Origin of the sequence: Brevibacillus sp. JNUCC-41 (genome assembly GCF_014844095.1) — a bacterium.
GTDB classification, from domain to species: domain Bacteria; phylum Bacillota; class Bacilli; order Bacillales; family DSM-1321; genus Peribacillus; species Peribacillus aracenensis.
The window spans coordinates 4623974-4649939 of record NZ_CP062163.1 but is presented as its reverse complement, the minus strand read 5'-3'; the positions used below and the strand labels follow the sequence as shown (position 1 = coordinate 4649939).

The window sequence follows — 25966 nt, the reverse complement described above, 5'->3', positions numbered from 1 at the left end:
GAAGGCACCTAACCAACATGTCATTTCATTTTGGTTAGGTGCCTCTTTGTGTCTTAACGGAAATCTAAATGATTTATACAGTAAACGGTACCATCGGGTCGGTGTTATTTAGGTTCTATTTTTGTAAAAAAAAGGGGAATGTCATGAAAAAGTTAATCGTGTTAGCCTTTATCGGTTTTTTTGCCCAATTAATCGATGGTTCGCTTGGAATGGGGTATGGAGTGAGTTCCACTTCCTTATTGCTGACATTCGGGATTGCCCCTGCAGTAGCATCCGCATCCGTTCATTTATCGGAAGTAGTGACCACAGCAGTATCCGGAGCTTCGCATATAAAGTTTGGGAACGTGGATAGAAATATGGTCTATCGCTTGATCATTCCAGGTTCTGTTGGTGCATTTGTAGGTGCATGTTTCCTGAGCAACCTGCCAGCCGAATTAGCAAAACCGTATATTGCCATATTTTTATTTGGCCTGGGTGTATACGTTTTATTCCGTTTTTTATTTATTTTTAAACCGTCGAAGGAAACTGAAATCGTAAAGCCATTGACCGCAAAACATTCCATTCCGTTAGGCCTTTTTGCAGGCTTTTGTGATGCAACAGGCGGAGGCGGTTGGGGACCGATTGCAACGCCCGTTTTATTGTCAAAAAAAGGCATGACGGCGAGGAAAGCCGTAGGGACTGTAGATACGAGTGAATTTGCCATTGCTTTCTTCGGAAGTCTTGGTTTTATCATTTCGCTTGGATGGGAAGCTGTCAATTGGCTTTGGGTCGTAGCATTGATAATTGGTGGTGTGGTTGCCGCACCGATTGCAGCCTGGCTCGTCAGGATGCTTCCTGCTCAATTAATGGGTGTTTTAGTGGGTGGTTTCATTATCTTAATCAATGTAAGAACATTATTAGCTACATGGATTCCGATTGAAGCTCATATATATATCTATACAGGCATCGTGATTATATGGCTTTCTGGAATTCTTCTTACAATCAATAAGATGTCCAATGCTAGAAAACATGATCATATCGAACAACGGCAAAATGTTTCCTGATTTCCGAGCTTGAAAGAAGCGAATATACACAAAAGCGTATTCAGAAACGTAACTTAAAAACTCGTAGGTACATAAATGCCTACGAGTAAAGTAATTTGCCATGGATTACCCCTTTAAAGTTGTTGCTGTTTAATAAAGGTTCTTGATCATGTGAAATAGATTTAACTGTCTTAATTATCGAGAGATTGAAGCCCCCGGTTTATTCTCCTAACAGATTAATCAATAGTATCCCCTTTAAAAAAGTCAGCTATAGTGAGAGATTTAATAATTTTAGAAAAGCAGCAGAACCATTAATTTATGGCCTTGCATATAGTTCAAATGATTTAATTGTACTTTCATATAATATAATAAGCGTTATAATATTTTTTATTATCGATTTTATACCCCTGCCTGTTTGAACATCGGGATTTAGTTGATGGGGAGGCTAATTCACCGTCCCAAAATATCCGAGATTTTCATAAAAAATAAAAGGATCTTTCGCATGCCTTTGTTTCCAAAGAAACCAGGCCCGTAATTACAATTGGTCAGCATGTCCACTTTCACATGCTTTTGTACCCAGTGAAATGAATGAACTCTTTCTTACATGAAAATTGGATGCTATCAGCTACATGCTTTAATGTCCATTAGCTGGATGTCGTTTTCGACGATGATTACATGAAGAATGGTTGCATCCTCTAATTTTGAATCCCTGAAAGCTTTGTTTAAAAGTATGCACGTTTTTGCTTTTTGCCGGGTTGTCTTGGTGAGTATAAAATTGGGCACTCAAAGGATATTCACTTTTCTTCATAATTCCAATGAAGGGGAATGGGGAGAGATCGGTTATCAAATCCATTGCATTTACTGAAGTATTCTTTGGAAAGTAATTTTGTATTTGTTTTTTACCGGTTCACTAACTGCAACAAACCAAGTAAAACAGTGTGATTTTTCTCCTCCAGATGCTCGTTTTCCGCGGGGTGGGCAGTGAGCCTCCTCGGCGTAAACGCCTGTGGGGTCTCACCTGTCCCGCTGCTCCCGCGGGAGTCTCGCACTTTCACTCCAATCAACCTTAAATAGTCTCGTTTTAAAAACAACAATCTTAACGAAAAGAGCCTTAGTTTTTAATATAAGTCGTGAAAATGGCGGAAAAGGTAGTTAAATATTTTTCAGTTTTGTACAATGATTAAATAGTAAATAGCAAATTTTAAAAGGAGTTTTAATATGGAGCGCATCTCTGATCACTTAAAGGAAGATTTGGATATATTGTTCGTAGGTTTCAATCCAAGCATTCGTTCAGGCCAGACTGGCCATCATTATGCGAATCCAAACAATCGCTTTTGGAGAATCCTCTTCGAGTCGGGGTTGACACCAAGGAAATATGAACCAACGGAAGACTCGTCTTTACTGGAACTAGGTTATGGTTTTACCAATATCGTTTCAAGGCCTACAAAAGGTGCGGACGAAATCACTAAAGAAGAGTACATAAAAGGAAGGAAGCAATTAAAAAGGAAAATTGAAAAGTATAAACCTAAATTAGTCTGTTTTGTAGGCAAGGGTGTCTATCAGGAATATCGTCAATTACGAAAAATCTCTTGGGGGCTTCAAGAAGAACCTTCATTGAATGAGACCATTGAATTCGTTGCCCCTTCTTCCAGCGGTTTAGTAAGAATGCCGATAGAACAAATCATCGAAATATATAGGGAGTTGCCAATTCTGCTTGGCAAGCTGAAAAGCAATTGATAAAAACAAGGGTGGATTTTTATGAGTCAGGACAGTGCTGAATGGAAAAGCGATGGATTTACCGAGGTTAATGACGGGGAGGGCTTTTGGCAAGGAGTAAAGGATTGCATTCCTACATTATTGGGATACCTAAGTATCGGTTTTGCTGCAGGGGTCGTCGAAAAAACGTCTGGATTAAGTATGATTGAAGTGGCACTTATGTCGCTTTTACTCTATGCAGGGTCTGGTCAATTCATAGCTGCGGGGATGATAGCTGCAAGTCATCCAGTATCGGCCATAATTTTTACGATTTTTTTTGTGAACAGTCGCCATCTATTACTTAGTGCTGCATTGGCTCCATATTTCAAGCAGCAAAGTTTGAAACAAAACCTGATAACCGGAGCCTTATTAACTGATGAAACCTTTGGAGTGGCCGTCACGGCGGCACAGAAGAGGAAACAACTTGATTTTCAATGGATGCTTGGACTGAATCTTGCAGCCTATTTAAATTGGTTCATTGCAAATATGGCCGGCGGCTTCTTTGGCCAATGGATTCCAAATCCCGAAAAATATGGGATGGACTTCGCCCTGCCAGCGATGTTTATCGGCCTTTTAGTTCTGCAAATATTAAGTAAAAAGGACTTTTTTATAGATCTTGCAGTCGCTTTTAGCAGCATATTAATTGTTGTTGCAGTAAGTTTCTGCTTTCCTGGCAGTACTGGCGTCATAGTGGCAACTGTTGTAGCTGCAACGATAGGGATGGTGATTGGCAGGTGGAAATAAGCGGATATATCCTTGCTGTGATTGTAGGGATTTCGATTGTAACTTTCATACCTAGAGTCGTTCCTTTGGCACTGCTTAGTAAAGTGGAGATTCCAAAGTGGGGCATCGATTGGCTAAAGCATGTGCCAGTGGCTGTAATGGCGGCGTTGTTGGCTCAAGAACTTCTATTATCGGAACAGGTCTTTTCAATTAAGGATAATGCGTTGAATTTGGCCGCAGCTTTACCGGCTTTCCTGGTTGCCATTTTTACGAGAAGTCTATTGGGTACGGTTATGATTGGCGTGCTTTCATTGATGATATTACGATTTTTCTTTTAATATATACTAAACATTTAAATGATAGGCCGATATAACCAGTAATGGATTGCCATTACTGGGTTTTTATTTTCCAAAGAACTTATTTCATGACAGGCAGCTTTTTTTAGTTCGTTTCGGTTAGGCAAATGACGCTTTTTAATGAACATTGGAAGCTTGATTATCAAAAAGGGCAGTGATTACATAAACTAAGGTGAATGTACTTCTGAAAAATTGTTTTGGTTAGCTGAATTGAAAGCGCTTCTAATTGAAAATGAAACAACAAACGTTTAGAAAATGTGAGCCTGTCAACAATGGGAATAGGCAAATTACTATGGAGGTGTTCAATTAATGAATGTGAAAGGTGCACTAGAGGTTCTTGATCGCATGCGGCTTCCTAATGGCGCATATACTGCAAGCGTTTCCGATGATTATAATTATGTCTGGATAAGGGATGTCGTTTATACAGTAATCCCTTTTATAAATGATCCATCCAATCGTTACGAGAAAGCATATCATGCTTTATTCGACTTATTTCAATCCTATGAGTGGAAGATAGATATTCATACGGAACAGAAACCCAAGTTTTTATTTGAACATATCCATGCAAGGTATTCCACTGAGCTTAAAGAACTGCCCGATGAGTGGGGGCATGCCCAGAATGATGCGATAGGTGCCTTTTTATGGGGTGTCGGTGAAGGGTATAGGCATGGTAAAAAGGTGATGAGAAATCAACGGGATTTACAAATTGTTCAAAAGTTGGTCAATTACTTGGAATGCCTGCAATATTGGCAATCGGAAGATAACGGGATGTGGGAAGAAAATATAGAAATCCACGCTTCTAGCATAGGTGCATGTGTGGCTGGTTTGAATTCAGTCAAAATGCTGGTCAACGTCAAGGAAGAACTGATTAAAAAGGGAGAAGAAACTCTTCGTTTCTTACTTCCAAGGGAAAGTTATTCAAAAGAGACGGATTTAGCCCTTTTATCCTTAATTTATCCTTATCGGCTGGTAGACCGTGAAATAGCACTTAAAATATTGAAGAATGTCACGGAGCGCCTTGAAAGAACAAATGGTTGTATAAGATATGAAAAGGACGTTTATTATAATGACGGTCAAGAGGCGGAATGGTGTTTCGGGCTTCCGTGGTTGGGCTTATGCTATCTTGAACTTGGAATGATGAACAAAGTTAAGGAATATATAGATAAAACGAAAATGATCATACCGGAAAATTGGGAAGTACCCGAATTATATATAGGGGGCAGGAATATTCCAAACAAGAATACTCCTTTGGCATGGTCAGTATCATTATCCTATTTATTTTTGACGAAGACTTCCATGAATCGAACTGAACAAATAACATGAAGCATTCATACATGATACCTTAAAGCTCTTTCCAAAAAAATGGGGAGAGCTTTTATTGGTATAATAATATTTTTTTACAATTAATGTATATTTTTATTGAAAAATGTTTGAATTTACAAAAAAACGGCTATTTATAACAATATCTTCACCTCCATTTGAAGGATTAATATCATTTACATCGAATATATATAATAACTGGGGAAGGATGGTTAAAATACTATCGATTCAATACTGATGGAGGGGTTTTATTGAGTGCAATTATTGACCAGCTACAAGAGATTTATCCAAGCGATTTCGATTTGTATTTGTTTCATGAAGGGACCCTTTATGAAAGCTATAAAATGCTTGGGGCACACATTGTAACATCATTAGGTAAAGAAGGAGTACGCTTCGCCGTTTGGGCCCCCCATGCCAAGCAAGTTTCAGTAGTCGGTAATTTTAATAATTGGGACGGAAAAGATCATGTGATGAAACGGATCGAGCGATCAGGTATCTGGGTGTTGTTCGTACCAGGACTACAAGAAGGGGAACTCTATAAATACGAAATACATACACCTGGAAGTAAACGAATCCTAAAAGCCGATCCATATGCCTTTTATTCGGAAGTCAGACCAAATACAGCCTCGGTCATTAAAAGGCTGGATAATTTTGAATGGCAAGATTCGAAGTGGATAGCTAATAGGAAAAAGGAAAATATTTATCATAAACCCATGTCCATTTATGAAGTGCACCCAGGAACATGGAAACAGAAAGAAGATGGCGAGTTTTATTCGTACCGTGAATTGGCTGATAGATTGATTGATTATGTGATTGAAAATGGTTTTACACATATTGAAATCATGGCCATAATGGAACACCCATTTGATAAATCGTGGGGATACCAGGTCACGGGCTATTATTCTGTAACCAGTCGTTACGGCTCGCCGGAAGATTTTAAATATTTAATTAACCTTTGCCACCAAAAGGGCATAGGTGTAATTCTTGACTGGGTTCCCGCCCATTTTTGTAAAGACGCGCATGGACTATCCCGTTTCGATGGTACGCCTCTCTATGAACCAATTGATCATACTAGAGCAGATCGCCCGTTATGGGGGACATACAACTTTGATTTTACCAAACCTGAAGTAATCAGTTTCCTTATATCAAATGTAATGTTTTGGATGGATGTATACCATATTGATGGAATCCGTGTCGATGCGGTATCGTCAATGGTTTACTTAAATCATGATAATCCATTGCCGATCAAGCTAAAAAACCAGTTTGGCGGTGAGGAAAACCTGGAGGCCATACAATTTTTGCAAAAGCTTAACGAAGTGGTTTTCGAGAAATATCCGAATGCATTAATGATGGCTGAAGAAGCAACAGACCGACCACTTATAACTTCTCCTACCGATATAGGCGGCCTGGGCTTTAATTACAAATGGAATATGGGATGGACTAACGATATCCTTCGTTATATGAAACTTGAAACGGGGGAAAGGCCAAATCATCATAGTCTCTTAACATTTTCTTTTTTCTATGCTTTTTCAGAAAATTTCGTCTTGCCCTTTTCACATGATGAAGTGGTTCATGGCAAGAAGTCTTTATTGAATAAGATGCCAGGCGACTATTGGCAGAAATTCGCTAATCTACGGTTACTCTTTGGGTATTTCATGACACATCCCGGAAAGAAGCTTCTATTTATGGGCAGTGAGTTTGGCCAGTTCATAGAATGGAAAGATGAGGAACAATTGGATTGGCTTCTTTTGGAATATGAATCACACGAAAAGCTCGCCTATTACTTCCGCACCCTACAGGATTTTTATAGGCAATCATCCTCCCTTTGGCGACTTGATCATGTCCAGGAAGGATTTGAGTGGATAGATCCGAACAATAGTAAACAGAGTATCATTACCTTTATGAGAAAGGGTAAACGCAAAGGCGATTATTGCATTGTTGTCTGTAATTTTTCTGCACAGGCCCATGCTCAATATCAAATAGGCGTACCATCACAGGGTAAATATATAGAGGTTTTCAGCAGTGATTCAGCAGCTTTCGGAGGATCGGGTCAGATCAATGAGGAACCCATTAATGTCAAAAAGGAACCATACCATAATCAACCATTCAGCATGGAAATAACAGTACCTCCATTAGGCATTTCCATTTTTATGAAGCAAACAAAAAAAAGGCGGGGGAGAGTGAACGAATAATGGGAGCGAAAAAATGGATAGCAATGTTATTGGCAGGAGGCCAGGGTTCAAGGTTAGGTGAATTGACAATCGGTTTGGCAAAACCAGCTGTTCCCTTTGGCGGTAAATATAGAATCATCGATTTTCCATTAAGTAACTGCACTCATTCTGGTATTGATACGGTTGGGGTACTAACCCAATACCAGCCATTGATTCTAAATGATTATGTTGGTAATGGCAAAGCTTGGGACCTTGATCTGGATGTTGGCGGAGTTTCCGTACTTCCCCCTTATCAAGGGAAAGAAGGCGGGGAATGGTATAAAGGGACGGCAAATGCTGTTTATCAAAATATCCAATATATTGATAACTATGATCCGGAACATGTACTGATTCTCTCGGGTGACCATATTTATAAGATGGATTACAGTAAGATGCTGGATTATCACATCGAAAAAAATGCAGAGGCAACCATAGCTGTCATTCAAGTACCGTGGCAGGAAGCAAGTCGTTTCGGAATCATGAATACCAATGATGATGATAAAGTCACTCAATTCGATGAAAAACCAAAGTATCCAAAAAGTAATCTCGCTTCAATGGGAGTTTACCTTTTCAAGTGGAAAACCCTAAGAAGGTATTTAATAAATGATGAAAAGGATGAAAATTCCTCCAATGATTTCGGCAGCAACATCATTCCAAAGATGCTTGAAGACCGAAAAAAGCTATATGCCTATCGTTTCAATGATTATTGGAAAGATGTCGGAACGGTCGAAAGCCTTTGGCAGGCACATATGGACTTATTGGAGGATACGCCAAATTTCCAGTTGGATGATCAGCAATGGAAAATTTTTGCCCGCAATGCGAATCATCCGCCGCAGTATATATCACCGGATGCCGAGGCCAGTCAGTCGCTTATCAATGAAGGGTGCATGATACACGGGAAAATTGAACATTCGGTTTTATCCTATAATGTACAGGTAGGCTATGGGTCAACCATAAAAGATTCAGTCATCATGCCTAATGTCACGATTGGTGAAAACGTTCATATAGAAAGAAGCATCATAGCCTCAAATTGTGTTATAGAAGATGGTGCCGTAGTTGGCAATTCAGCGATTACATCCGATATTACCTTAATTGGTGAAAATCAAACCATTATCAATCCAAACAAAAAAAAGATCACTCTTAATTAGAAAAAGGGGAAGATGCTATGGAAAATGTGTTGGGTATTATTAACTTAATCAATGAAAGACAACATTTAAAAGATCTGACTGCTCACCGAAATGTAGCATCTGTGCCATTTGGTGGACGCTACCGTTTGATTGACTTTACGATGTCGAATCTCATTAATGCAGATGTATCAAAAGTAGCCGTTTTCCCAAAAGAAAAGTATCTTTCTGTTATGGATCATCTTGGCTCAGGTAAAGAATGGAACTTGGCTCGGCGTTCAGGAGGCTTATACATCTTGCCCCCTATCCATCCGGATGAAACGGTAACGGGTGATATGAAACAATTTCATGATCATCTCAGCTTTTTCGAACGTGCAGTGGCAGATACTGTCATCATTTCTCCTGGAAGCCATGTATGCAAATTGGATTTTAATGAAGTGCTTGATTATCACAAAAAACAAAAAGCGGATATCACGGTCGTATATAAGGATTATGTAGGGGAATTGATTGAAAAACCAATCTATCACACATGCTCGGTAAATAAGGATGAAGACATTACGGACATTAGCTTTTATACCATCCCTAGACCTGGTGACCATGTTTGTCTAGAAACCTTCGTCATAAGTAAAGCGCTATTGGTGAACTTAATCAAAAGCTGTGTTGCCAGTGGGGAATACGACTTTTTGAAAGACGCTGTGAAAGCAAACCTTCATCGCTTTACAGTCAAAGGCTATAATTTTACTGGAGATATGCCATTCATCCATTCCATTGAAAGCTTTCATTCCAGTAATATGAATTTCCTGAACCCTTCAGTAATCCGTTCTTTCTTCGGGGATACTTGGGATGTTTATACAAAAATCAAACATGAGGCACCAACCAAATATTCAAGTTCTTCGAAGGTTGCCAATTCATTAATAGCCAATGGTTGTGATATTGAAGGGACTGTCGAAAACAGTATACTCTTCCGGGGGGTAAAGGTGAAAAAGGGTGCGATTATAAGAAATAGCATCATTATGCAAAAAGGCGTGATTGAAGAAGGAGCCATCGTTGAAAATGTCATAACTGATAAAGAAGTGAGAATTACTAGTGAAAAATCAGTTATTGGTTTAAAACAGCCTACTGTAATAAAAAAAGCGGAAGTAATTTAATAGAGGAGGTGCGGCAATGAATGTTGTATTTGCTGCTTCAGAATGCGCCCCTTTTATAAAAACGGGAGGGCTCGGAGACGTTATAGGAGCGCTCCCGAAAGCGCTGAAAAAACAGGGAGTCCATGTAAGTGTCATTCTTCCTAAATATGGGGATCTTCCTGACCAATTCAAACAGGAATTGGAACATATGACGAGTATTGAAGTTCCTGTTGGTTGGCGCCAGCAATTCTGCGGCATCGAAAAACTTGTTGCTAATGGAATTACATATTATTTCCTGGATAATGAATATTATTTCAAAAGACATGGTAGTTATGGTTTCTTTGATGATGGCGAGAGGTTCGCCTTCTTTTCCCGTGCAATTTTAGAGGCTTTACCCTATTTAGGAGAAAAGCCGGATGTCATACACTGTCATGATTGGCAAACGGCCCTTGTCAGCGTTTTGCTGAAAGCTCATTATAGTAACCATCCATTCTATCAAGATATTAAAACGATATTTACTATACATAATTTACGCTATCAAGGAGTTTATCCTAAAGTTGTTTTAGCTGAATTACTCGATTTGAGTGAGTTATATTTTAATATCGATGGTCTTGAATTTCATGGAAATGTAAGTTATTTGAAAGGCGGCCTAGCTTTTTCTAACATTGTCACAACTGTAAGCCCAAGTTATGCGGAAGAAATTCAAAGTCCTTATTTCGGAGAAAATCTCGATGGTTTTTTACGTAAGAGAAATGGTGACCTTAAAGGGATTATCAACGGAATCGATTATGAAGAATATAATCCGGCGGCAGATGAACATATTGCTGTTCCATTCGATTCCTATGAGGGTAAGATGGAGAATAAGCGTCTGCTACAGGAATCGTTAGGCCTTCCTGTAAATGAGGGGGTCCCGGTTATATCGATGGTAACCAGGCTTGTTGATCAAAAAGGAATTGATCTTATTCTCCATGTTTTTCATGAAATGATGAACCAAGGAGTTCAATTCATTCTCTTAGGTACGGGTGATGAGCAATATGAATCGGCATTTCGCCATTTAGCTGACCAATATCCAAATCAGGTTTCAGTCAATACATACTTTGATGAGGGTTTAGCAAGACGGATATATGCAGGTTCTGATTTATTCCTGATGCCGTCACAATTCGAACCATGTGGTATCGGCCAGCTTTTGGCGTTGCGTTATGGTACACTGCCTCTAGTGAGGGAAACTGGTGGACTTCGGGATACTGTCATACCGTATAATCAATTTACTGGTGAAGGCAATGGCTTCAGTTTTACGAATTATAATGCACACGATATGCTGCATACAATTGAGCAATCTGTTGGTCTGTACAAATTCCAGCCGAAAAGGTGGCGGAAAATGGCCGAAAATGCAATGAAGTTAGACTTCAGTTGGAAATCATCTTCCTTAAAGTATATTGAGCTGTATGAAAGTTTGATTCCTGTCTTGAAGTGATAATTGGATAGGTAATACACAAAGCACTTGCGAATAATGTTTTCGTAAGTGTTTTGTTTCTTTTACCATCAAATATGGGTATATGTATAGATATATATATATAATATTGCTGTGTAGGAGAATGAAAAGATGAAAAGAAGAAGAATGGAATTTGTATTTTTATTTATTTTAATTGCTTCAATCTATATGATCCTGTTCACTCAAGTAAGCTTCGACGTGAAGCTATTTTTTATTGGATTATATATTTTGGTCATGTTTATTACCATATTTTCACTCATGCTTGAAAATAGATTTGCCCACGAGACCCTTTTGTGGATGTATGTGCTTTTGTTTTTTCCTGTATTTGGCTATGTATTTTATTTATTCTCAGGTCAGCTCTATTTAAAGGGGTATTTATTTCGAAGTAAAAGGAAAAAAGATCGTGAAGAATGGAAGAGCCTTGTCTCACAGGTATCATCTCCAGATTTATCATTCTTGAATAATCATCAGCAATCATTCGCGGCTTTTGCCAAAAATGCTTCTGAGACCATCATTAGTACTTCATCGCAAACGGAAGTATTGAAAAATGGTAACGAAACGTTTACAGAAATCATAAAACAGTTAAAAAAAGCTGAGAAATTCATCCATATTGAATATTATATTTTTCGGTCCGACAGGCTTGGTACTGAAATTATAGATATACTTATTGAAAAAGCAAAAAATGGTGTGGAAGTTTTATTCATTTTTGATGCTGCCGGAAGTTTAAGCCTTTCAAACAATGAAGTTAAAAGGATGCAAAATGCCGGGATAAAAGCATATCCATTTTCGCCACTGAAACACGGATTTTTCAATCAAAAGTTTAATTTTAGGAATCACCGTAAAATCATCATCATAGATGGGGAAGTTGGCTTTGTTGGAGGTTTAAACGTAGGGGAGGAATATTTAGGACGAAATAAAAACATTGGTTTTTGGAGAGATACACATATGGTACTTAAAGGTGAAGCGGTATTTATGCTTCATACTGTTTTCCTTTTGGATTGGGAATATGTCAGCGGGGAAGATGTATTGCAAGAACGTCCAGATTTCAAGAATAAAGGGGACCAAGGGGATGGAGCCGTTCAGGTGGTAGCAAGCGGACCTGATACACAACAGGGAATCATGAGTGATTATTACTTTTCACTTATCACAAACGCGACTGAATCAATCTGGATTGCAAGTCCATACTTCGTACCAAATCAAGCGATTAAGGCAGCCATAAAACATGCGGCAATTAAGGGGATACAAGTTAGGGTTATGGTTCCGGCAGTAAATGATGGGTTTTTAACCCAATATGGGAGTCGCTCCTATTTCGGGGAGCTGCTTCAATTCGGTGTAGAGGTATACTTGTATAAAAAGGGTTTTCTACATCAGAAACTGATTATCGTTGATGGTGATATGGCTTCCATAGGAACGGCAAATATGGATATGAGAAGTTTTCATCTGAATTTTGAAGTCAATGTCTTTCTTATGGGCAGCCATTCCATTGAAGATCTCATCATTCATTACAAAGAGGATATGATGGATAGTGACAAATTAGATCCCATCGGGTATAACAAGCGTGGTTTACTGGAGCGTTCAAAAGAATCATTTGCCAGATTGTTTTCGAATGTACTCTAATGGGAAAAAAAACAGATTAATAGTATAGTTGAAATGTAAAGAAATTAATTGGCCATAAGGAGAATTAAAGAAAATATGAAATTGGTTTCCTGGAATGTGAATGGAATAAGGGCTTGCGTAAAAAAAGGATTTTTAGATTACTTTAAAGAAGTGGATGCAGATATTTTTTGCCTTCAAGAAACTAAGCTACAAGAAGGGCAGATTTCACTTGAGTTGGAAGGGTACCATCAATATTGGAATTATGCATTGAAAAAAGGATATTCTGGCACAGCCATTTTCACGAAGGAAAAACCGCTTTCCGTGAAATATGGCGTAGGGGAGCTGAACGAGGAGCCGGAAGGCAGGATCATAACACTGGAATTTGAGAAATTTTATATGGTGAATGTTTATACACCCAATGCAAAAAGGGATTTATCCAGGCTGAATTACCGTCTCGAATGGGAAGATGAGATGATAAATTATCTAAAGGAACTGGACTTAGTAAAGCCGGTTATCTTTTGTGGGGACCTTAATGTCGCACATTCTGAGCTGGATTTAAAAAACCCAAAAACCAATATTGGGAATTCCGGTTTCACTATTGAAGAGCGTGGAAAGATGACTGAATTACTTAATGCAGGGTTTATCGATACTTTTCGCCATTTTTATCCGGACCGGGAAGGTGCCTATAGTTGGTGGTCATATATGGCTAAAGTGAGAGAGCGGAATATCGGGTGGAGAATCGATTATTTCATTGTGTCAAAACGTTTGGCAGATTCCTTAATAGAGGCTAACATTCACTGCGATGTCATGGGCAGCGATCATTGCCCGGTTGTCTTGGAAGCGAATCTCTAAATCGAATAAATCCGGTTAAATGGGGATACTAATGGTTATCCATATTCAACAGGAGGTTAGATTATGAACACATTTATCGTGGGCTTTCATCAGGAAGATAATGTAGACAGCATGCAAGTGCAAAAATTGACGTCGGCTGAGTTTGAAAAATCAACATCACGCGGTTTTCGCAGATTATTTGAACTGGATACAAATATCGGCTATTTCGTTTTTTTTGATGCTGAAGATGATGAGGGTGATTTATCTCATCTAGTTTTACAGTATGAAGAAGATAGTCAGGATCCAAGTGATTGTTATTCCTTTACTAAAAATGATTTTTATGAGTTCATGGCACTTTATTTACAAGGGATGGATGAAGTGGAAGTGGAGAATGAAGAAGATGATGACAATGAAGAGTATGGACCAATCCACCATCTTGCCCATTTGATGTTTCATATTGTTGAAGAAGGAAAATCCGTAAAGCCATAATGGACGAGTTAAGAAATGAAAGGTACTTGTGAGCTTTGTGACAGGGATGAGATAGAACGGACCATCCATCATTTAACACCTAGAGAATTAGGCGGCAGCCATTTACCCATTGCCCATCTCTGTAAATCTTGTCACAAACAGATTCACGCCCTGTATTCAAACCGAGAGCTGGCTTTCCGACTGAATACCGTGTTATTGCTGAAAGATGATGAAGCATTAAAAAAATACTTAAAGTGGATTAAAAAACAACCAGTAACGAGGGTTGTGAAGATTAGAAAATCAAAAACGAAATAATGCAAAAGCCCATCTTGAAAAGATGGGCTTTTGCATTTCATTCAGCTTGCTTTATTTTTCAACCGGTCCAATAAAAACCCACCTTTAAAATAACGTGGTTCATATGAAATGATGAAAGCCTTTGGTTCAAACTTTTCAACGGTTGCTATCAGTTCTTGTTCCCGATTGCGTTTTGTCAAAATTTCCATTCTATAACGGTTGCTATCCCTGCCCTCGCCCGTATAAAGAGTTACACCGAATCCGTTGTTCCTTAGTGTATCTACCAAATGTTCATTTTTGGTTTGAGTATTAACGGTTACATTAATAAAACCGATGGCAAGTTTTTGCTCAATTTTCGTACCAAAAATTATTCCGATTCCAAAACCGACTGCATATACAACCATGGCGAGTATGCTTTGGTCACCGCCAAATACTAGGGATAAACCAAAAACGTATATTAACATTTCTGCTATACCAAGTATCGAGGCAAGTATGGTAATATTTTTTACTAAGAAAATGGTTCGCAACGTATAAATCGGTACATAAATAAGTTGTAATAGTAGAATCAGAAGTATTTCTTTCACTTGAACACCTCACCAACATCTTCCAGTTTAATTAGACGTTTCAACTTGGGGGATTATTCATTCCATAAGTAACATCTTCCATAATCTAACCACAATATAATAGTCGAATTCAATGGGGAATATTATGTATTTTTTGAGTCATTTCCATCGACAAAGAAATAAAATCCCGTAAGATTTTTCAATATTCTTTTTTTAATTAGTTTGGTATCATTATCCTTATTAATTCTTATGGGGGAATGATGATGATGTTTAATTATGATGGTCGGATATTCAAAGCTAAAGTCAATTCTGAAAATGGAGAAGTGTCAGAAAGTACTTCCTTCCACTATTCACAAGAAGGCTCAATTCTCACAGCAAGTTATCAGGGCGGAGAGATTGTTAAAGGGACATTAATAGGGCTTGTCAATCTGGATGGAACTCTGGAATTCAGGTATAATCATATCAATGAAAAAGGGGAAATTAGAGGAGGCAGCTGTCTTTCCACCCCTGAAATGTTGCCTGATGGAAGGATACGTTTGCATGAAAAATGGAAATGGTCAGATCTCGAACAGACTGAAGGACATTCCATCATTGAAGAAGTGAAAAAATAACAATTTACCTAGAGGGGTTTGAGGACAATTACTACTATTTGTTTAGTGCGGCATGGTCAAACAGATTGGAATGCACTAGGGAAACTGCAGGGGCAGACTGATATTCCTTTAAATGAACTCGGAAAGATACAGGCACGGCAATGTGGTGAATTTTTGTCAAAAAATGATTGGGATGTAATTATTTCAAGCCCTCTAAAAAGGGCAAGGGAAACGGCAGATATCATTTCGCATCATATTGAAGTCCCGGTTATTGAAAAAATGGAATTCATTGAAAAGAATTTTGGCGTCGCTGAAGGAATGACGGGAGCTGAAAGGGAGTCCGCATTCGTGAATAAAGAATATCCTGGTCAAGAAAATCGGGAATCTTTACGAAAAAGGCTGATGAATGGCCTCCAGGAAATTCAGAAGATGTATCCTGGGAAGAAAGTAATACTTGTTGCACATGGTGCCGTCATTCATTTTATTTTACGTTTGATGTCAAACGAGTCAATCGTATCCAACGAAATGCGATTGTTCAATGCATGTTTGAGTACGATTAGATTTGAAGTCGACTCTTGGATAATTGATGATTTCAATCAAGTAAATCATTTATCTTAGTCCTATTAAGCTTGGTTAGAGTTAAAAAGGATATGATTGATAGTAAGGTACTAATTATAGAAAGAAGGGAATCATGACTAATAAGACGGCATTGGTTTTAGGGGCTACAGGTTTGGTCGGCACCCAGTTGGTGAAAGAGCTAGGCAACAGCAAAATCTATAGTGAAATCCATCTGCTGACTAGAAGCGAAATGAAATTCACTGATCCCAAGTGCATAGGACATGTGGTGGATTTAGATAATTTATCCGAGTATGACAATTTGTTCAAAGTCAGCGATGTATTCATTTGTTTGGGTACTACGATCAAAAAGGCTAAATCGAAGGAAGCTTTTCGCAAAGTGGATTATGACTATGTTATCGAAGCAGCTAAAATGGCAAAGACAGCGAATGCTGAAAAATTACTCGTCATAACAGCAATGGGAGCCAATTCAAAATCAAAGTTTTTTTACAGTCGTGTAAAGGGCGATGTAGAAGGAACACTAAAATACCTGGAATTGAATACTGTACATATATTCCGCCCTTCCTTATTACTTGGAGAACGCCAGGAATTCAGGGCAGGTGAAAAGATTTCCGGGCTGATAAGTACTTTTGCTAAATATGTCTTTGTGGGTCCTGTACGTCCATATCGTGCAATAAATGCAAACAAAGTAGCTGCTGCAATGTACGCTGCGGCCCAAACGACGGCAAAAGGATATCATTTTTATAATTCTGATGAAATAGAGAAACTTGCACAAAGTGAAACTATTTATCAGTGAACCGAGCCTCCAAAAGGCTCGGTTTTTTAATTTATTAGCAAATTTTTATCCCTGCTTTAAAAATAAACGGATGATCATTTGCTGCTGAAAAGGAATGGAGTGGAGGTGGAGAACCAGAGGACTTGGTAAAGCAAGAACTGTAGGGACCTGAAAAGTCAATCTATAGAAATCCGTGATAGTAATCTTCCGGATGAAACTTGATAGTAACAAGGATTTCCACTACAATTTGTAGTGGGAGGTGGTAAAGGATGAATATTAAAAATTTTAAATATGATGAAGTTGGACTGAATCGTTTCTTTGGTCCATTGGAAGCTAATATCATGGAGTATTTATGGGATAATGATGAACAGAGCATTAAATCTGTTCAGCAATCATTGGAACTTGACAAACCTATCAATTTCAACACAGTAATGACCGTCATGAATCGATTAGTAGAAAAAGGCATTCTTGAAAAGAGGGTTGAGGGGAGACTTTCATTATTTCGCCCGGTGCAGACCAAAGCGGAGTTTTTAGAAGAGCAGTCAAAGAAGCTGACTGAGAATTTGCTGGATGAATTTGGTGGGGCGGTCATAAGCCATATGCTGGATGCCATGAAAGACGCTGACCAAAGCTTGATTGAAAAATTGGAACAAAAAATCCAAGCGTTAAAAAAGGATAAATTATAATGTGGAAGAGAAAGTCTTATTTTGTGATAAGCCTGAGTCTTTTAATTGCCTTTGCAGTATGGTGCCAAATGGGGGCGTTTTTAGTACATATATTTTTTGGTGTGAATATTAAAGCCAACTTTTTTAAATTTTGTTTTAGTTTATTTAAGGAAGATTCAGTATACTACTTTGTGGTCGTCACCCTGCTCAGTATAATAATATCCTATAGTATATTAAGCACATTATTCACAATTGCAGAGCAATATTTCTTATCCAGAAGATTTAAACAAAAGCTTTTTCTTTCAAAAAACGTTGATATGACAAAGTCCATAAATGAAACATTCAATCGTTTCAACAATGATATCTTAGTTGTGAACGCTGAACAGCCTCTTGCGTTTACGCTAGGTTTCAGGCGGCCTTTCATTGTGTTCAGTACTGGTTTAATTCGATTATTGGACTTTGATGAACTAGAAGCGGTAGTGGAACATGAAGCCTTTCACCAAAAAAAATATGATCCGCTCGTAATTTTTGGTCTTCAGTTGATTTCAGATGGGTTATGGTTTGTCCCACTGACAAAATGGTGTCATAAAAATTATAAAATAATAAGTGAATTATCAGCCGATGAAAATGCGATTAATAAAATGGGGACTGAATTAGGCATAAGTACCGCTTTGTTGAAGTTAATTAAACATGGTGGCACTGATAAATCCTCTCCAGTCCTTGTCCACTTCTCCAATGAATCAGTTAACTATAGACTTCAGCAATTAATTGAACCTCATCAATCAATTCCTTTGAGGGCTGAAACTACCACGATTTTCGTTTCTATTTATGTTTTAGTCTTACTTCTGGGAATGACCATAGTGATTGTCGGATGACTTTCACTTGATTTTTTTACCATTTTACACTACACTTTGTAGTGTAAAATAAAAAAAAGGAGATTTGTCATGAATAAACAAGAAATCGGTACCTTTTTATTAAGAGTTATGTTGGGAACTTCATTCTTCATGCATGGTTTGTCAAAATTCAAAGGCGGATTGGATAACACTGCAGGATGGTTTCAAAGTATAGGCATTCCAGGATTTATGGGCTATGTAGTAGGTATTATTGAATTGGTTGGAGGAATTGCCTTAATTATAGGACTTGGAACAAGAATAATTTCTGCCCTCCTTGTTTTCATCATGGCTGGTGCAATTGTTTATGTGAAATTCCCAGCAGGTTTTATGGGGAATGGAGAAGGTACTGGGTACGAACTGGATCTCGTTCTTATGATTATTGCACTTCACCTAGTTATGAATGGAAGCCGATTCCTATCTATAGACTCTAAATTACCAAACCTTAAAAAAGGACAAGATTCAGAAATGATAGCAATTTAATTAAAACAAACGATATCCTAAAAAATTAAACACTTTTTAAACAGTCTTGAGGCATGAAACCAGCAATCTACTGGGGGCATGCCTTTTTCTTTTCACCTTATTCTTGTTTGAAATGGTTCATGGTGAAAAACCGATAATAAGTCAAAGCAGATTTTGGTAATCGAAAGTAGTTTTCCATGACTGCATTATCGTAAAATACTTTGCGAAATGACAATAATGCAAGCCCGGACCAAACACCTTGGAAATTTCAATTCAATCGTTAACAAAAAAATGGATAGTTTTCAGTAAATTCTCGTTGACGAACACATGTTCCTTGTTATAAAATGCAATCATGGGTAATAATGGTATAGTGGTTATTGTCACTGACCAGTTCTATAGGAAGCTTGGAAATTTCTCAAGCTTTGTAAAAAAATCAAAGCAAAAGGAGCTATTTAATTATGACAATGCGATTATCTCCATATTTAATGATGAATGGAAATGCAAAGGAAGCAATCCAATTTTACGAAAAAGCATTAGATGCAAAAATCGTCTTTAATCAAACTTTTGGGGAAATGCCAGAAAACCTAGAATTTCCTCTGCCAGAAGAAGCAAAGGATCTTGTGGCACACGCAATGTTAAAAGTTGGGGAAACGGACCTCATGTTTTCCGATACGTTTCCAGGTCAAACCAGTCAATCTGGAGATCAAGTCACGATCTGTATTTCCATTAATGATATTGAAAAATCAAAACGAATCTTTGAAACTTTGTCGCAAGGTGGAGAAGTGAAAATGCCGCTGCAGGAAGCTTTTTTCAGCCCTGCTTATGGGATTGTATCAGATAAATTCGGTGTAACCTTTCAAATTTATACAGAGGGTCAACAATAATTTTCTTTTGTTAAATCATATCAACATGGAAAAGCGGCTGTTTTAGAGTCTTTTAGTTGCAACTTAAATCGTAAATCGTAATTGATGAATAAATAAATCCCAATTTCTCATTTATATCTATGAGAGATTGGGATTTTTAATATTGGAACTTCCTTAAACGCTGTAAATCCACGTTTTGCTTGCGGTATTCCTTATTAGATTATTGGTATGACTTTTTATCTCTTTTTATATGCAGCCAAAGATCATCCCGCAAGGTAGCATAGCATGTGATAACATCATGTTTATGTATAATGTAGCGTTCATTCTCACTTTCACATGATCCTGGATCCAATCTGAATGTATATTGCGATTAATAACCGAACTCCACCATTGATATCATGACTTTAGTGGTTACCGATCATGTATTTTTGGTTTCGCACTTTTAATTTTGATACCTTATCGTTATCTCTCTGTGATATTCGTCATACATTCTTCATCTATTTGTTCTTTGTTTAGATAATGGCTATGCTATTATTTAAAACATTGACATACAAATTAGTCGCATTCGTTGTAAAATACATTCCTTTTAATAGGCTAATAGCATTCGATTAACATTACATTGCGTAATTAGGGGAAAGGGGGAACAATGTGAACACAGATCAAGCTTTCGACCTGTTAAAGGATGCAGGAGTAACAGAAAGTAGCAGCATACAAACTGTTAGACGCTGGCTTCGTGAAGGAAGGATTAAATATGAGGGAGGAAACAAGAATAGAAATACTGGATACATAATGGATGGCACAGATCAAGCATTTGAAATGTTAAAAGATGCAGGAGTAACAGAAAGTAATAGTGTACAAACTGTAAGTCGCTGGCTTCGCGAAGGTAAGATTAAATACTCTGGAAGCGGAAAGAGGAACAATGGATACATAAACGATGACTCAGCTGCAAAGCTGGCTATAAATGATATCATAGATCAAAATAAGGACGAAATCATACACCGATTAAAATTAAAAATACAAGCTCAAGAAAAGCATATAGAAGGTATTGAAGAACTTCATGAGACTGCAAAAAGAATATTGATTCAGCAGAGGGATATGTTCAAAAAGGAAGTTGCCATTCTAAAGAATGAGAAAAGTGAATTACAAAATGAAACAAAGGATTTATTAAAAGAAAATATTGAATTACGTAATGAATTGATAAAATTAAAAGAAAATTTCAGAAACAATTACAATATTGAGTCCACTACTCAGTCAAATGATTATAGTGAAAAATTAGGGCTTTCAAAAACGGCGAGCAATAAAGAAGTATTGGCAGAATATAAAGGGTTATTAAAAATAACCCATCCTGACCATAATGGCAACGCGAAGGTATTTCATTACATTAAGACCGATTACGATAATTTTAGAAAAAGTACTAAGGGTAAATGAATAGTGTGCTCAGAAATTTTGAGTTCAAAGAGACCAACCAGTGTATTATTGATCATTCTTTTTGTGATTTCATCGTTTTTTAATGAACATTATCCTAATGAAATAGGTGCCTAATGAACAAAGGCACCTAAAATTGAGGCTTTTAAAGGCTGCCGTTTACACATTATCAATCTGCAGACTACTTTTGTCTCCTCATCCATTGTGTTGCAACCCATTTTTCCCCAGTGATAACGGGTGCTCCACCGTGTAGAGTCAGTTCGTTTAGATTTTGGTCGTTATAGAAATATTCGAAATACACAGCCATTCCCTTTTGCGGGGATACTGAAAAATTCAGTTTAGGAAAAAAAGTTTCCCCTCCATGCTCCACATTATTTAAGTACATGATGATTGTGCTAATTCTATTATTTTTTGCTGATATACTTGGGGATGTAAAAAAATCAAAATGAGCTTTATACTCTTGCCCAGGAGTATATTTAAGAACTTGAATACCATCTCCATGTTCAATGGGTATATTCATGATGGTTGAAATCCTTTTTTCAATTTTGGTAATGATATCATATTCATTTTCTTGAAAAAACATACTACTGCTCGTTCTTATCTCATTTACTTCGTGCTTAGATCCAATTTTGGAACGATTCATTCTGTCTTTTGACAATTCAATAAGTCCGTCACATTCTTCGTCACTCAAAACATTCCCTAATATTACAATTAGTGGTTCATCTAATCTAGCAATAACATTAATTTCTCGATCTTCTGTTTTGATTTTATTACCAATATGATTAAAGATAGTTTGTTCTTTACTTATTTTATTTTCCACTGTCAACTTTCATCGACTCCCAATAGAAAGAATTTTCCGAACAATTAGTTTGAATTGCTACTGTAAGCATTTTACTATGTTAATTATACCACGAGCCTTGTTATATAACTGTTTCTTAATTCTTGCTAACAGTGCTCCGATTATGAGGTGGACCGGTTAAAATTACTGGTGAACTGGCGCTTGACCATATCATGCTCTAATCTTTTATATAAAATATAGTAAGCTCACAATATGCACAAGTCTCTTAGAATAGATATTCATGTGTGCATTTTTACAAAAATCCTTACGTGAATTTATTTCCTTCTGTTCAAAAAAAATGAAATGACGCTTACTTACACATACTTTTGAGCAAGTTTTATCATTCTTCTTCCATTATAGAAGGACTTTTCAAAAAGGTGCTTCCTTTCGTAATGAGCTCTTCAAGAAAATTAGAGAAAAAGAAAAAAAGTAATGGATGAGGAAATGTGAAGGAAGTGAAGGAATTTAAATCTATGTGTTACTGAAGGGATTAAAAAGTAGATGTAATAAAAAAATCCAACTTCGTCTTCGCTGATTGGTAAGGGGGGCGCAAGGGGCTGTTTTTAAAATTTCTCCAAACAAATGTGTAAAAATAAATGCAAAACAAGAATATCTCGTTAAAACGGTGGATGTATTGAAAATAGCACAAGAGTCTTCCACTATTTCACTGGGGCAAAACTATATTATTATGGAATATCTTGAGGGGGCAACTTTATTCCAATATTTAGGTCTGGAGGTATCTTATCCGAAAAATTGATAAGGCAAATTCTTTGCTTAAAGAAATGAAGCGTTTAAAGTTTACCAGATTGGCAATCGATTTTCGCTACATTATAACTAATGATGAGGTATTCAAAGTAATTGATCATTATAGCTCCTATACAAGAATTCGAAACAGGCAAGAGTTGATATTCAAAGGTTTAAAAAAGTTGGGTCTATTACCATTATTTTTGGAAGAGTTGAAAGAAATGAATTTCGATTCTATATGGAATGGAAAGATTTATAGATAAAAAAAGTAACCCCATTAAAATTAATAAGGAGTTACTTTTTTAGGGGAAAAACCAATGTTATTTTGGGTTGCTATGATGCTGGATGATACGATCAACGATATCTGGCAATTTAATTTTCTGGTCTAAAAGAAACTTGTAGAGAGCATCTCTATCCTTCTTACTCACATTCCACTCTTTTGGAATGGATTCAATCACTTGATAAATCGATTTGTTCGGCAATTTCACTATCTTTTCTATAAACGATGTAAGTTCTGTGTGATCATCGAGAAGGGAGAAGGCCCATTTATAAAAAGGCCAATGGTAGTTATATACCGGTGTTTCACTTAGCGTTTTAGCTGACCAATTGTAACGTCCCGGAAAAACTCTGCCATGATCAATCATATGGACATAATAGCCGCCATTACTTAGATTTTCCAATATGACATTCATCGTTCCTCGATCAGAGTTATTTACCCATTGGTCGAATACCGTTATACCGGCTAGCATATCTCGGTTTTTAACATCCGACTTAGTGGGAAGGTTCTGTCTAACATTTTCGAAAACTGTACTGTTTTTAATATAAACACAGCCATATTGGTATCCAGATCTATAATCGTATATAGTGGATTGTAATTCAGGAGTTTTCTTGATAAATTCTTCCGGTATATATACTAGATCGAATGGGATAACGGGAAGTGAAAGGAGCTCTGCCAATTTGCCGATCAGGTATTCATTGACCACTTCTTTTTCTCTTTCTTTCTTAATATCGAACCACTTCACAACATATTCTTTACCATCACTGAAAAGAATGACATGTGCGGTTCCGCCCCTTAATGTTTGTACATATCGAACAGGATATTTTGTCATATCACTTTGTCTCCTTTAAAAAAATTTGTCTAGCTTTTACCTGGTCTTTTTTATTACAGCTCTTGCATTGTTCGATCAAATTGGTTATAAGATTCGGTATATGACCTTTTGTTCTAAAAGAAATTTGTACAGCGCTTCACTTTACTCCTTCGGGAACCCGCCCTTTACAGGGATGGTTTGCAGTTAATTCGTATGGAAGGGGCACAATTTTTTCTGGAATTGTAAAACCCTCTTCATTTAGCATAGTGAAGCCCCATCGGTTTCTTTATTTGTAAGGGATATCATATTTCAGATGCTGTGTAAGCGTTTTATCAGAACAATGACATCCTCCCTAACATGTTCCATGATCAATAAAATGGACAAAATAGCCGCCTTCCCGTACTACAACGAAAATGCTTATGGTCCGATCTTGCGTATTGGCATTCTGAACCTAATTTGTATTTTTTGGAATGTGATTCAGGAGTACTTTTTATGAATTACTAGTCCGAGGGGGACAAAAGGAGGGAAGGAACATCGCTGATTTACTGAGCACCTAATCATTTACTTTGACTATGTCAATTAACTCCGTTATTTTTTTCCATTAAGCTGTATAGCCTTTGTTGTTCGATGATTTGTTTTTTTAAATCAAAGTTTTCATCAATAACCTGTCTTGCACTTCTGGTATACCTCTTCCATACTCTTGGATGATTCAGGAAATATTTTATACCTTGAGCCAGTTTTATATCATCTTTCTCAGGAACAAGGTATCCTGTTTTTTTATGCTCAATCAATTCCGGGATCCCTCCATGAAAGGTGGAGATGACTGGTAAACCGCTTGCCATGGCTTCTTTTAATGCATTTGGGATTCCTTCTACATCGCCATCTTCGCCTGTTTCACTGGCAAGGCAAAAGAGATGGGAATCTTTTAATTCCTTAGAAATTTGATTGGAATCCATTGGTCCCCTAAGAAAAACATGTTCGTTTAAATGGTTTTCATCAATGAAAACTCTTAGCTTCTCTTCATCTTTGCCTGTCCCAATGATGTGCAGTGTCGTTCTTGGGTATTCTTGATGAATCCGTTGAAAAGCCTTCAAAAGCGTAAAAAATCCTTTCTTCTCGACAAGCCTGGCCACAGACAAGATTCGGATTTCACCTTCTTCAGGTAGGGAACGTTGGACATATGGGTATAAATCTAAATCTAGACCGCCATATAATACATGTATTTTATCTTCTTTAAATCCTAATTTTTTTAGTTCATCTGCAAGAAAATGACAAACGGCAAAGCAGCCGGCTCCCTGTTTTACTAAATTTTGATATCGGAGGACATTTTTGCGAAATCTCTTATAGGTTTGAGTGGATGAATCACGTCCCCGGAAATGTACAATCAAAGGAATATCATACTCTATAGCTGTTGGTAAAATATCAGTGGAATGTTTCCCTTGGTGAGCGTGAATCGCCACGACATTTTGCTCCTTAAGGAAGGATCCAAGGTCTTGGATTTCGTTTAAATTAAAATAATGTTCAAACTGATATTGAACATTGTCGCTATTTGGGTAAGGTCCTATTACAATAGGCCGATATTGATCCAACATAATGATCTGATTGTACATGAATCCTTGATTTATTTTAATAGGTTCTCTAATGTAAAAAGCGATGGTCTTCATTACTTCGATCCCTTCCTTCCCATTGAAATCAAGTTTTCGATAAAACTTTGAAATATTTGTCGATCTCGTTCAGTTAATTCTTTCGGAAAGGCGGACCATTTAAAAAATTGAACCTTTTGTATTTCCATATCATCAGGTTTTAAATCTCCGCTGAGTATGTCTTCGGTCACGTAAGCAATGTTGACTGGATAGTATTGATCACCATTAGGCAGCTTCGTAAAATAGTCCTTCCCTGAAAAGACACCAATTAATTGAAGGTTACCGATGTTAATTCCCGTTTCCTCCAAGATTTCACGTCTGCATGCCTCTTCCGCAGATTCTCCTAATTCGATAAAACCGCCCGGCAATTTCCATATTTCATCAGATTGTACCATCAGAAAACGGCTGTTTTGATCGATAACCAAAACGGTAACCCCAGTAAGTATCAAAGCTTTGGTACCAACAAGAGCACGTAAATCTTCAATGTATCCCATCTCAAGTCCCCTTTCTGATCATTGATCATTTT

General features: G+C 37.4%; 26 protein-coding genes. 21 read left to right on the top strand and 5 right to left on the bottom strand.

The annotated features are described in order from the left end of the window. Nucleotides 1-143: 143 nt before the first annotated feature. From JNUCC41_RS22515 to JNUCC41_RS22455, 13 genes are all read left to right on the top strand, one after another. Nucleotides 144-1043, top strand: coding sequence for a sulfite exporter TauE/SafE family protein (locus JNUCC41_RS22515; protein WP_192204930.1), 900 nt, complete (start codon nt 144-146; stop codon nt 1041-1043). A gap of 1197 nt (nt 1044-2240) precedes the next feature. Further along, entirely contained in the window at nt 2241-2759 is a 519-nt protein-coding gene (locus JNUCC41_RS22510; protein ID WP_192204929.1) for a mismatch-specific DNA-glycosylase, read from the top strand. 21 nt (nt 2760-2780) lie between these two features. Further along, nucleotides 2781-3521 carry an AzlC family ABC transporter permease gene (locus JNUCC41_RS22505; protein WP_192204928.1) on the top strand — a complete coding sequence of 247 codons (741 nt, stop codon included), beginning with the start codon at nt 2781-2783 and terminating at the stop codon, nt 3519-3521. Next, a complete protein-coding gene (locus JNUCC41_RS22500) occupies nt 3512-3838 on the top strand; it encodes an AzlD domain-containing protein (RefSeq protein ID WP_192204927.1) in 327 nt (108 codons plus the stop codon). Before JNUCC41_RS22505 ends, JNUCC41_RS22500 begins: the two co-directional genes overlap by 10 nt. Before the next feature lie 327 nt (nt 3839-4165). Further along, nucleotides 4166-5179: a glycoside hydrolase family 15 protein gene (locus tag JNUCC41_RS22495; protein WP_192204926.1), complete on the top strand. Its 1014-nt coding sequence runs from the start codon at nt 4166-4168 to the stop codon at nt 5177-5179. A gap of 248 nt (nt 5180-5427) precedes the next feature. Continuing rightward, nucleotides 5428-7368, top strand: coding sequence for a 1,4-alpha-glucan branching protein GlgB (gene glgB / locus JNUCC41_RS22490; RefSeq protein WP_192204925.1), 1941 nt, complete (start codon nt 5428-5430; stop codon nt 7366-7368). Continuing rightward, nucleotides 7368-8534, top strand: coding sequence for a glucose-1-phosphate adenylyltransferase (locus tag JNUCC41_RS22485; RefSeq protein WP_286182190.1), 1167 nt, complete (start codon nt 7368-7370; stop codon nt 8532-8534). Before glgB ends, JNUCC41_RS22485 begins: the two co-directional genes overlap by 1 nt. Before the next feature lie 17 nt (nt 8535-8551). Next, on the top strand, nt 8552-9658 hold the full coding sequence (gene glgD, locus JNUCC41_RS22480) for a glucose-1-phosphate adenylyltransferase subunit GlgD (RefSeq protein WP_192204924.1): 1107 nt from the start codon (nt 8552-8554) through the stop codon (nt 9656-9658). Between the two features lie 16 nt (nt 9659-9674). Then, nucleotides 9675-11111, top strand: a complete 1437-nt coding sequence (gene glgA, locus JNUCC41_RS22475) for a glycogen synthase GlgA (RefSeq protein WP_192204923.1) — start codon at nt 9675-9677, stop codon at nt 11109-11111. 129 nt (nt 11112-11240) lie between these two features. Then, nucleotides 11241-12746 carry a cardiolipin synthase gene (gene cls / locus JNUCC41_RS22470; protein WP_192204922.1) on the top strand — a complete coding sequence of 502 codons (1506 nt, stop codon included), beginning with the start codon at nt 11241-11243 and terminating at the stop codon, nt 12744-12746. A gap of 75 nt (nt 12747-12821) precedes the next feature. Beyond that, entirely contained in the window at nt 12822-13577 is a 756-nt protein-coding gene (locus JNUCC41_RS22465) for an exodeoxyribonuclease III (protein ID WP_192204921.1), read from the top strand. Nucleotides 13578-13640: 63 nt separating this feature from the next. Further along, nucleotides 13641-14045, top strand: a complete 405-nt coding sequence (locus JNUCC41_RS22460) for a cytosolic protein (protein WP_192204920.1) — start codon at nt 13641-13643, stop codon at nt 14043-14045. Between the two features lie 15 nt (nt 14046-14060). Next, nucleotides 14061-14339, top strand: coding sequence for an HNH nuclease-like protein HlpB (locus tag JNUCC41_RS22455; RefSeq protein WP_192204919.1), 279 nt, complete (start codon nt 14061-14063; stop codon nt 14337-14339). 41 nt (nt 14340-14380) lie between these two features. Here JNUCC41_RS22455 and JNUCC41_RS22450 read toward each other — a convergent pair whose 3' ends face one another. Continuing rightward, nucleotides 14381-14902 (bottom strand): DUF2179 domain-containing protein, encoded by a 522-nt coding sequence (locus tag JNUCC41_RS22450; RefSeq protein ID WP_034306915.1) that lies wholly within the window; start codon nt 14900-14902, stop codon nt 14381-14383. A gap of 242 nt (nt 14903-15144) precedes the next feature. Here JNUCC41_RS22450 and JNUCC41_RS22445 point away from each other — a divergent pair, with 242 nt between their 5' ends. The 8 genes from JNUCC41_RS22445 to JNUCC41_RS22410 all read left to right on the top strand — a co-directional run bounded on the left by JNUCC41_RS22445 (nt 15145) and on the right by JNUCC41_RS22410 (nt 21130). Next, nucleotides 15145-15492, top strand: a complete 348-nt coding sequence (locus JNUCC41_RS22445) for an avidin-fold protein (protein WP_370662545.1) — start codon at nt 15145-15147, stop codon at nt 15490-15492. Nucleotides 15493-15519: 27 nt separating this feature from the next. Then, nucleotides 15520-16089 carry a histidine phosphatase family protein gene (locus JNUCC41_RS22440; RefSeq protein WP_192208288.1) on the top strand — a complete coding sequence of 190 codons (570 nt, stop codon included), beginning with the start codon at nt 15520-15522 and terminating at the stop codon, nt 16087-16089. Nucleotides 16090-16162: 73 nt separating this feature from the next. Beyond that, nucleotides 16163-16843 (top strand): NAD(P)H-binding protein, encoded by a 681-nt coding sequence (locus tag JNUCC41_RS22435; RefSeq protein WP_192204918.1) that lies wholly within the window; start codon nt 16163-16165, stop codon nt 16841-16843. 248 nt (nt 16844-17091) lie between these two features. Then, nucleotides 17092-17508, top strand: a complete 417-nt coding sequence (locus JNUCC41_RS22430) for a BlaI/MecI/CopY family transcriptional regulator (protein ID WP_192204917.1) — start codon at nt 17092-17094, stop codon at nt 17506-17508. Continuing rightward, the gene (locus JNUCC41_RS22425; RefSeq protein WP_192204916.1) at nt 17508-18362 is read left to right on the top strand and encodes a M56 family metallopeptidase; all 855 of its coding nucleotides are present in this window, start codon (nt 17508-17510) and stop codon (nt 18360-18362) included. Before JNUCC41_RS22430 ends, JNUCC41_RS22425 begins: the two co-directional genes overlap by 1 nt. 69 nt (nt 18363-18431) lie before the next feature. Further along, nucleotides 18432-18860: a DoxX family protein gene (locus JNUCC41_RS22420; protein ID WP_192204915.1), complete on the top strand. Its 429-nt coding sequence runs from the start codon at nt 18432-18434 to the stop codon at nt 18858-18860. 437 nt (nt 18861-19297) lie between these two features. Then, a complete protein-coding gene (locus JNUCC41_RS22415; protein WP_192204914.1) occupies nt 19298-19723 on the top strand; it encodes a VOC family protein in 426 nt (141 codons plus the stop codon). Between the two features lie 627 nt (nt 19724-20350). Next, nucleotides 20351-21130 (top strand): hypothetical protein, encoded by a 780-nt coding sequence (locus JNUCC41_RS22410; protein WP_192204913.1) that lies wholly within the window; start codon nt 20351-20353, stop codon nt 21128-21130. Nucleotides 21131-21308: 178 nt separating this feature from the next. Here JNUCC41_RS22410 and JNUCC41_RS22405 read toward each other — a convergent pair whose 3' ends face one another. The 4 genes from JNUCC41_RS22405 to JNUCC41_RS22390 form a co-directional block, all read right to left on the bottom strand. Then, the gene (locus tag JNUCC41_RS22405) at nt 21309-21953 is read right to left on the bottom strand and encodes a 2OG-Fe(II) oxygenase (protein ID WP_192204912.1); all 645 of its coding nucleotides are present in this window, start codon (nt 21951-21953) and stop codon (nt 21309-21311) included. A 1076-nt stretch (nt 21954-23029) separates the two neighbouring features. Then, complete coding sequence (locus JNUCC41_RS22400; RefSeq protein ID WP_192204911.1) at nt 23030-23818, bottom strand: HipA family kinase; 789 nt, start codon at nt 23816-23818, stop codon at nt 23030-23032. Nucleotides 23819-24372: 554 nt separating this feature from the next. After that, entirely contained in the window at nt 24373-25461 is a 1089-nt protein-coding gene (locus JNUCC41_RS22395) for a glycosyltransferase (RefSeq protein WP_192204910.1), read from the bottom strand. Further along, on the bottom strand, nt 25461-25934 hold the full coding sequence (locus tag JNUCC41_RS22390) for an NUDIX hydrolase (protein ID WP_192204909.1): 474 nt from the start codon (nt 25932-25934) through the stop codon (nt 25461-25463). The genes JNUCC41_RS22395 and JNUCC41_RS22390 overlap by 1 nt, the downstream gene beginning before the upstream one ends. Nucleotides 25935-25966: the final 32 nt, after the last annotated feature.

What these genes read in the sequence shown, in the direction of transcription:
- JNUCC41_RS22515 (WP_192204930.1), top strand. Translation starts at nt 144, where the DNA reads ATGAAAAAGTTAATCGTGTTAGCCTTTATCGGTTTTTTTGCCCAATTA.
- JNUCC41_RS22510 (WP_192204929.1), top strand. Translation starts at nt 2,241, where the DNA reads ATGGAGCGCATCTCTGATCACTTAAAGGAAGATTTGGATATATTGTTC.
- JNUCC41_RS22505 (WP_192204928.1), top strand. Translation starts at nt 2,781, where the DNA reads ATGAGTCAGGACAGTGCTGAATGGAAAAGCGATGGATTTACCGAGGTT.
- JNUCC41_RS22495 (WP_192204926.1), top strand. Translation starts at nt 4,166, where the DNA reads ATGAATGTGAAAGGTGCACTAGAGGTTCTTGATCGCATGCGGCTTCCT.
- JNUCC41_RS22485 (WP_286182190.1), top strand. Translation starts at nt 7,368, where the DNA reads ATGGGAGCGAAAAAATGGATAGCAATGTTATTGGCAGGAGGCCAGGGT.
- glgD (WP_192204924.1), top strand. Translation starts at nt 8,552, where the DNA reads ATGGAAAATGTGTTGGGTATTATTAACTTAATCAATGAAAGACAACAT.
- glgA (WP_192204923.1), top strand. Translation starts at nt 9,675, where the DNA reads ATGAATGTTGTATTTGCTGCTTCAGAATGCGCCCCTTTTATAAAAACG.
- cls (WP_192204922.1), top strand. Translation starts at nt 11,241, where the DNA reads ATGAAAAGAAGAAGAATGGAATTTGTATTTTTATTTATTTTAATTGCT.
- JNUCC41_RS22465 (WP_192204921.1), top strand. Translation starts at nt 12,822, where the DNA reads ATGAAATTGGTTTCCTGGAATGTGAATGGAATAAGGGCTTGCGTAAAA.
- JNUCC41_RS22460 (WP_192204920.1), top strand. Translation starts at nt 13,641, where the DNA reads ATGAACACATTTATCGTGGGCTTTCATCAGGAAGATAATGTAGACAGC.
- JNUCC41_RS22455 (WP_192204919.1), top strand. Translation starts at nt 14,061, where the DNA reads ATGAAAGGTACTTGTGAGCTTTGTGACAGGGATGAGATAGAACGGACC.
- JNUCC41_RS22445 (WP_370662545.1), top strand. Translation starts at nt 15,145, where the DNA reads ATGATGTTTAATTATGATGGTCGGATATTCAAAGCTAAAGTCAATTCT.
- JNUCC41_RS22435 (WP_192204918.1), top strand. Translation starts at nt 16,163, where the DNA reads ATGACTAATAAGACGGCATTGGTTTTAGGGGCTACAGGTTTGGTCGGC.
- JNUCC41_RS22430 (WP_192204917.1), top strand. Translation starts at nt 17,092, where the DNA reads ATGAATATTAAAAATTTTAAATATGATGAAGTTGGACTGAATCGTTTC.
- JNUCC41_RS22425 (WP_192204916.1), top strand. Translation starts at nt 17,508, where the DNA reads ATGTGGAAGAGAAAGTCTTATTTTGTGATAAGCCTGAGTCTTTTAATT.
- JNUCC41_RS22420 (WP_192204915.1), top strand. Translation starts at nt 18,432, where the DNA reads ATGAATAAACAAGAAATCGGTACCTTTTTATTAAGAGTTATGTTGGGA.
- JNUCC41_RS22415 (WP_192204914.1), top strand. Translation starts at nt 19,298, where the DNA reads ATGACAATGCGATTATCTCCATATTTAATGATGAATGGAAATGCAAAG.
- JNUCC41_RS22400 (WP_192204911.1), bottom strand. Translation starts at nt 23,818, where the DNA reads ATGACAAAATATCCTGTTCGATATGTACAAACATTAAGGGGCGGAACC.
- JNUCC41_RS22395 (WP_192204910.1), bottom strand. Translation starts at nt 25,461, where the DNA reads ATGAAGACCATCGCTTTTTACATTAGAGAACCTATTAAAATAAATCAA.
- JNUCC41_RS22390 (WP_192204909.1), bottom strand. Translation starts at nt 25,934, where the DNA reads ATGGGATACATTGAAGATTTACGTGCTCTTGTTGGTACCAAAGCTTTG.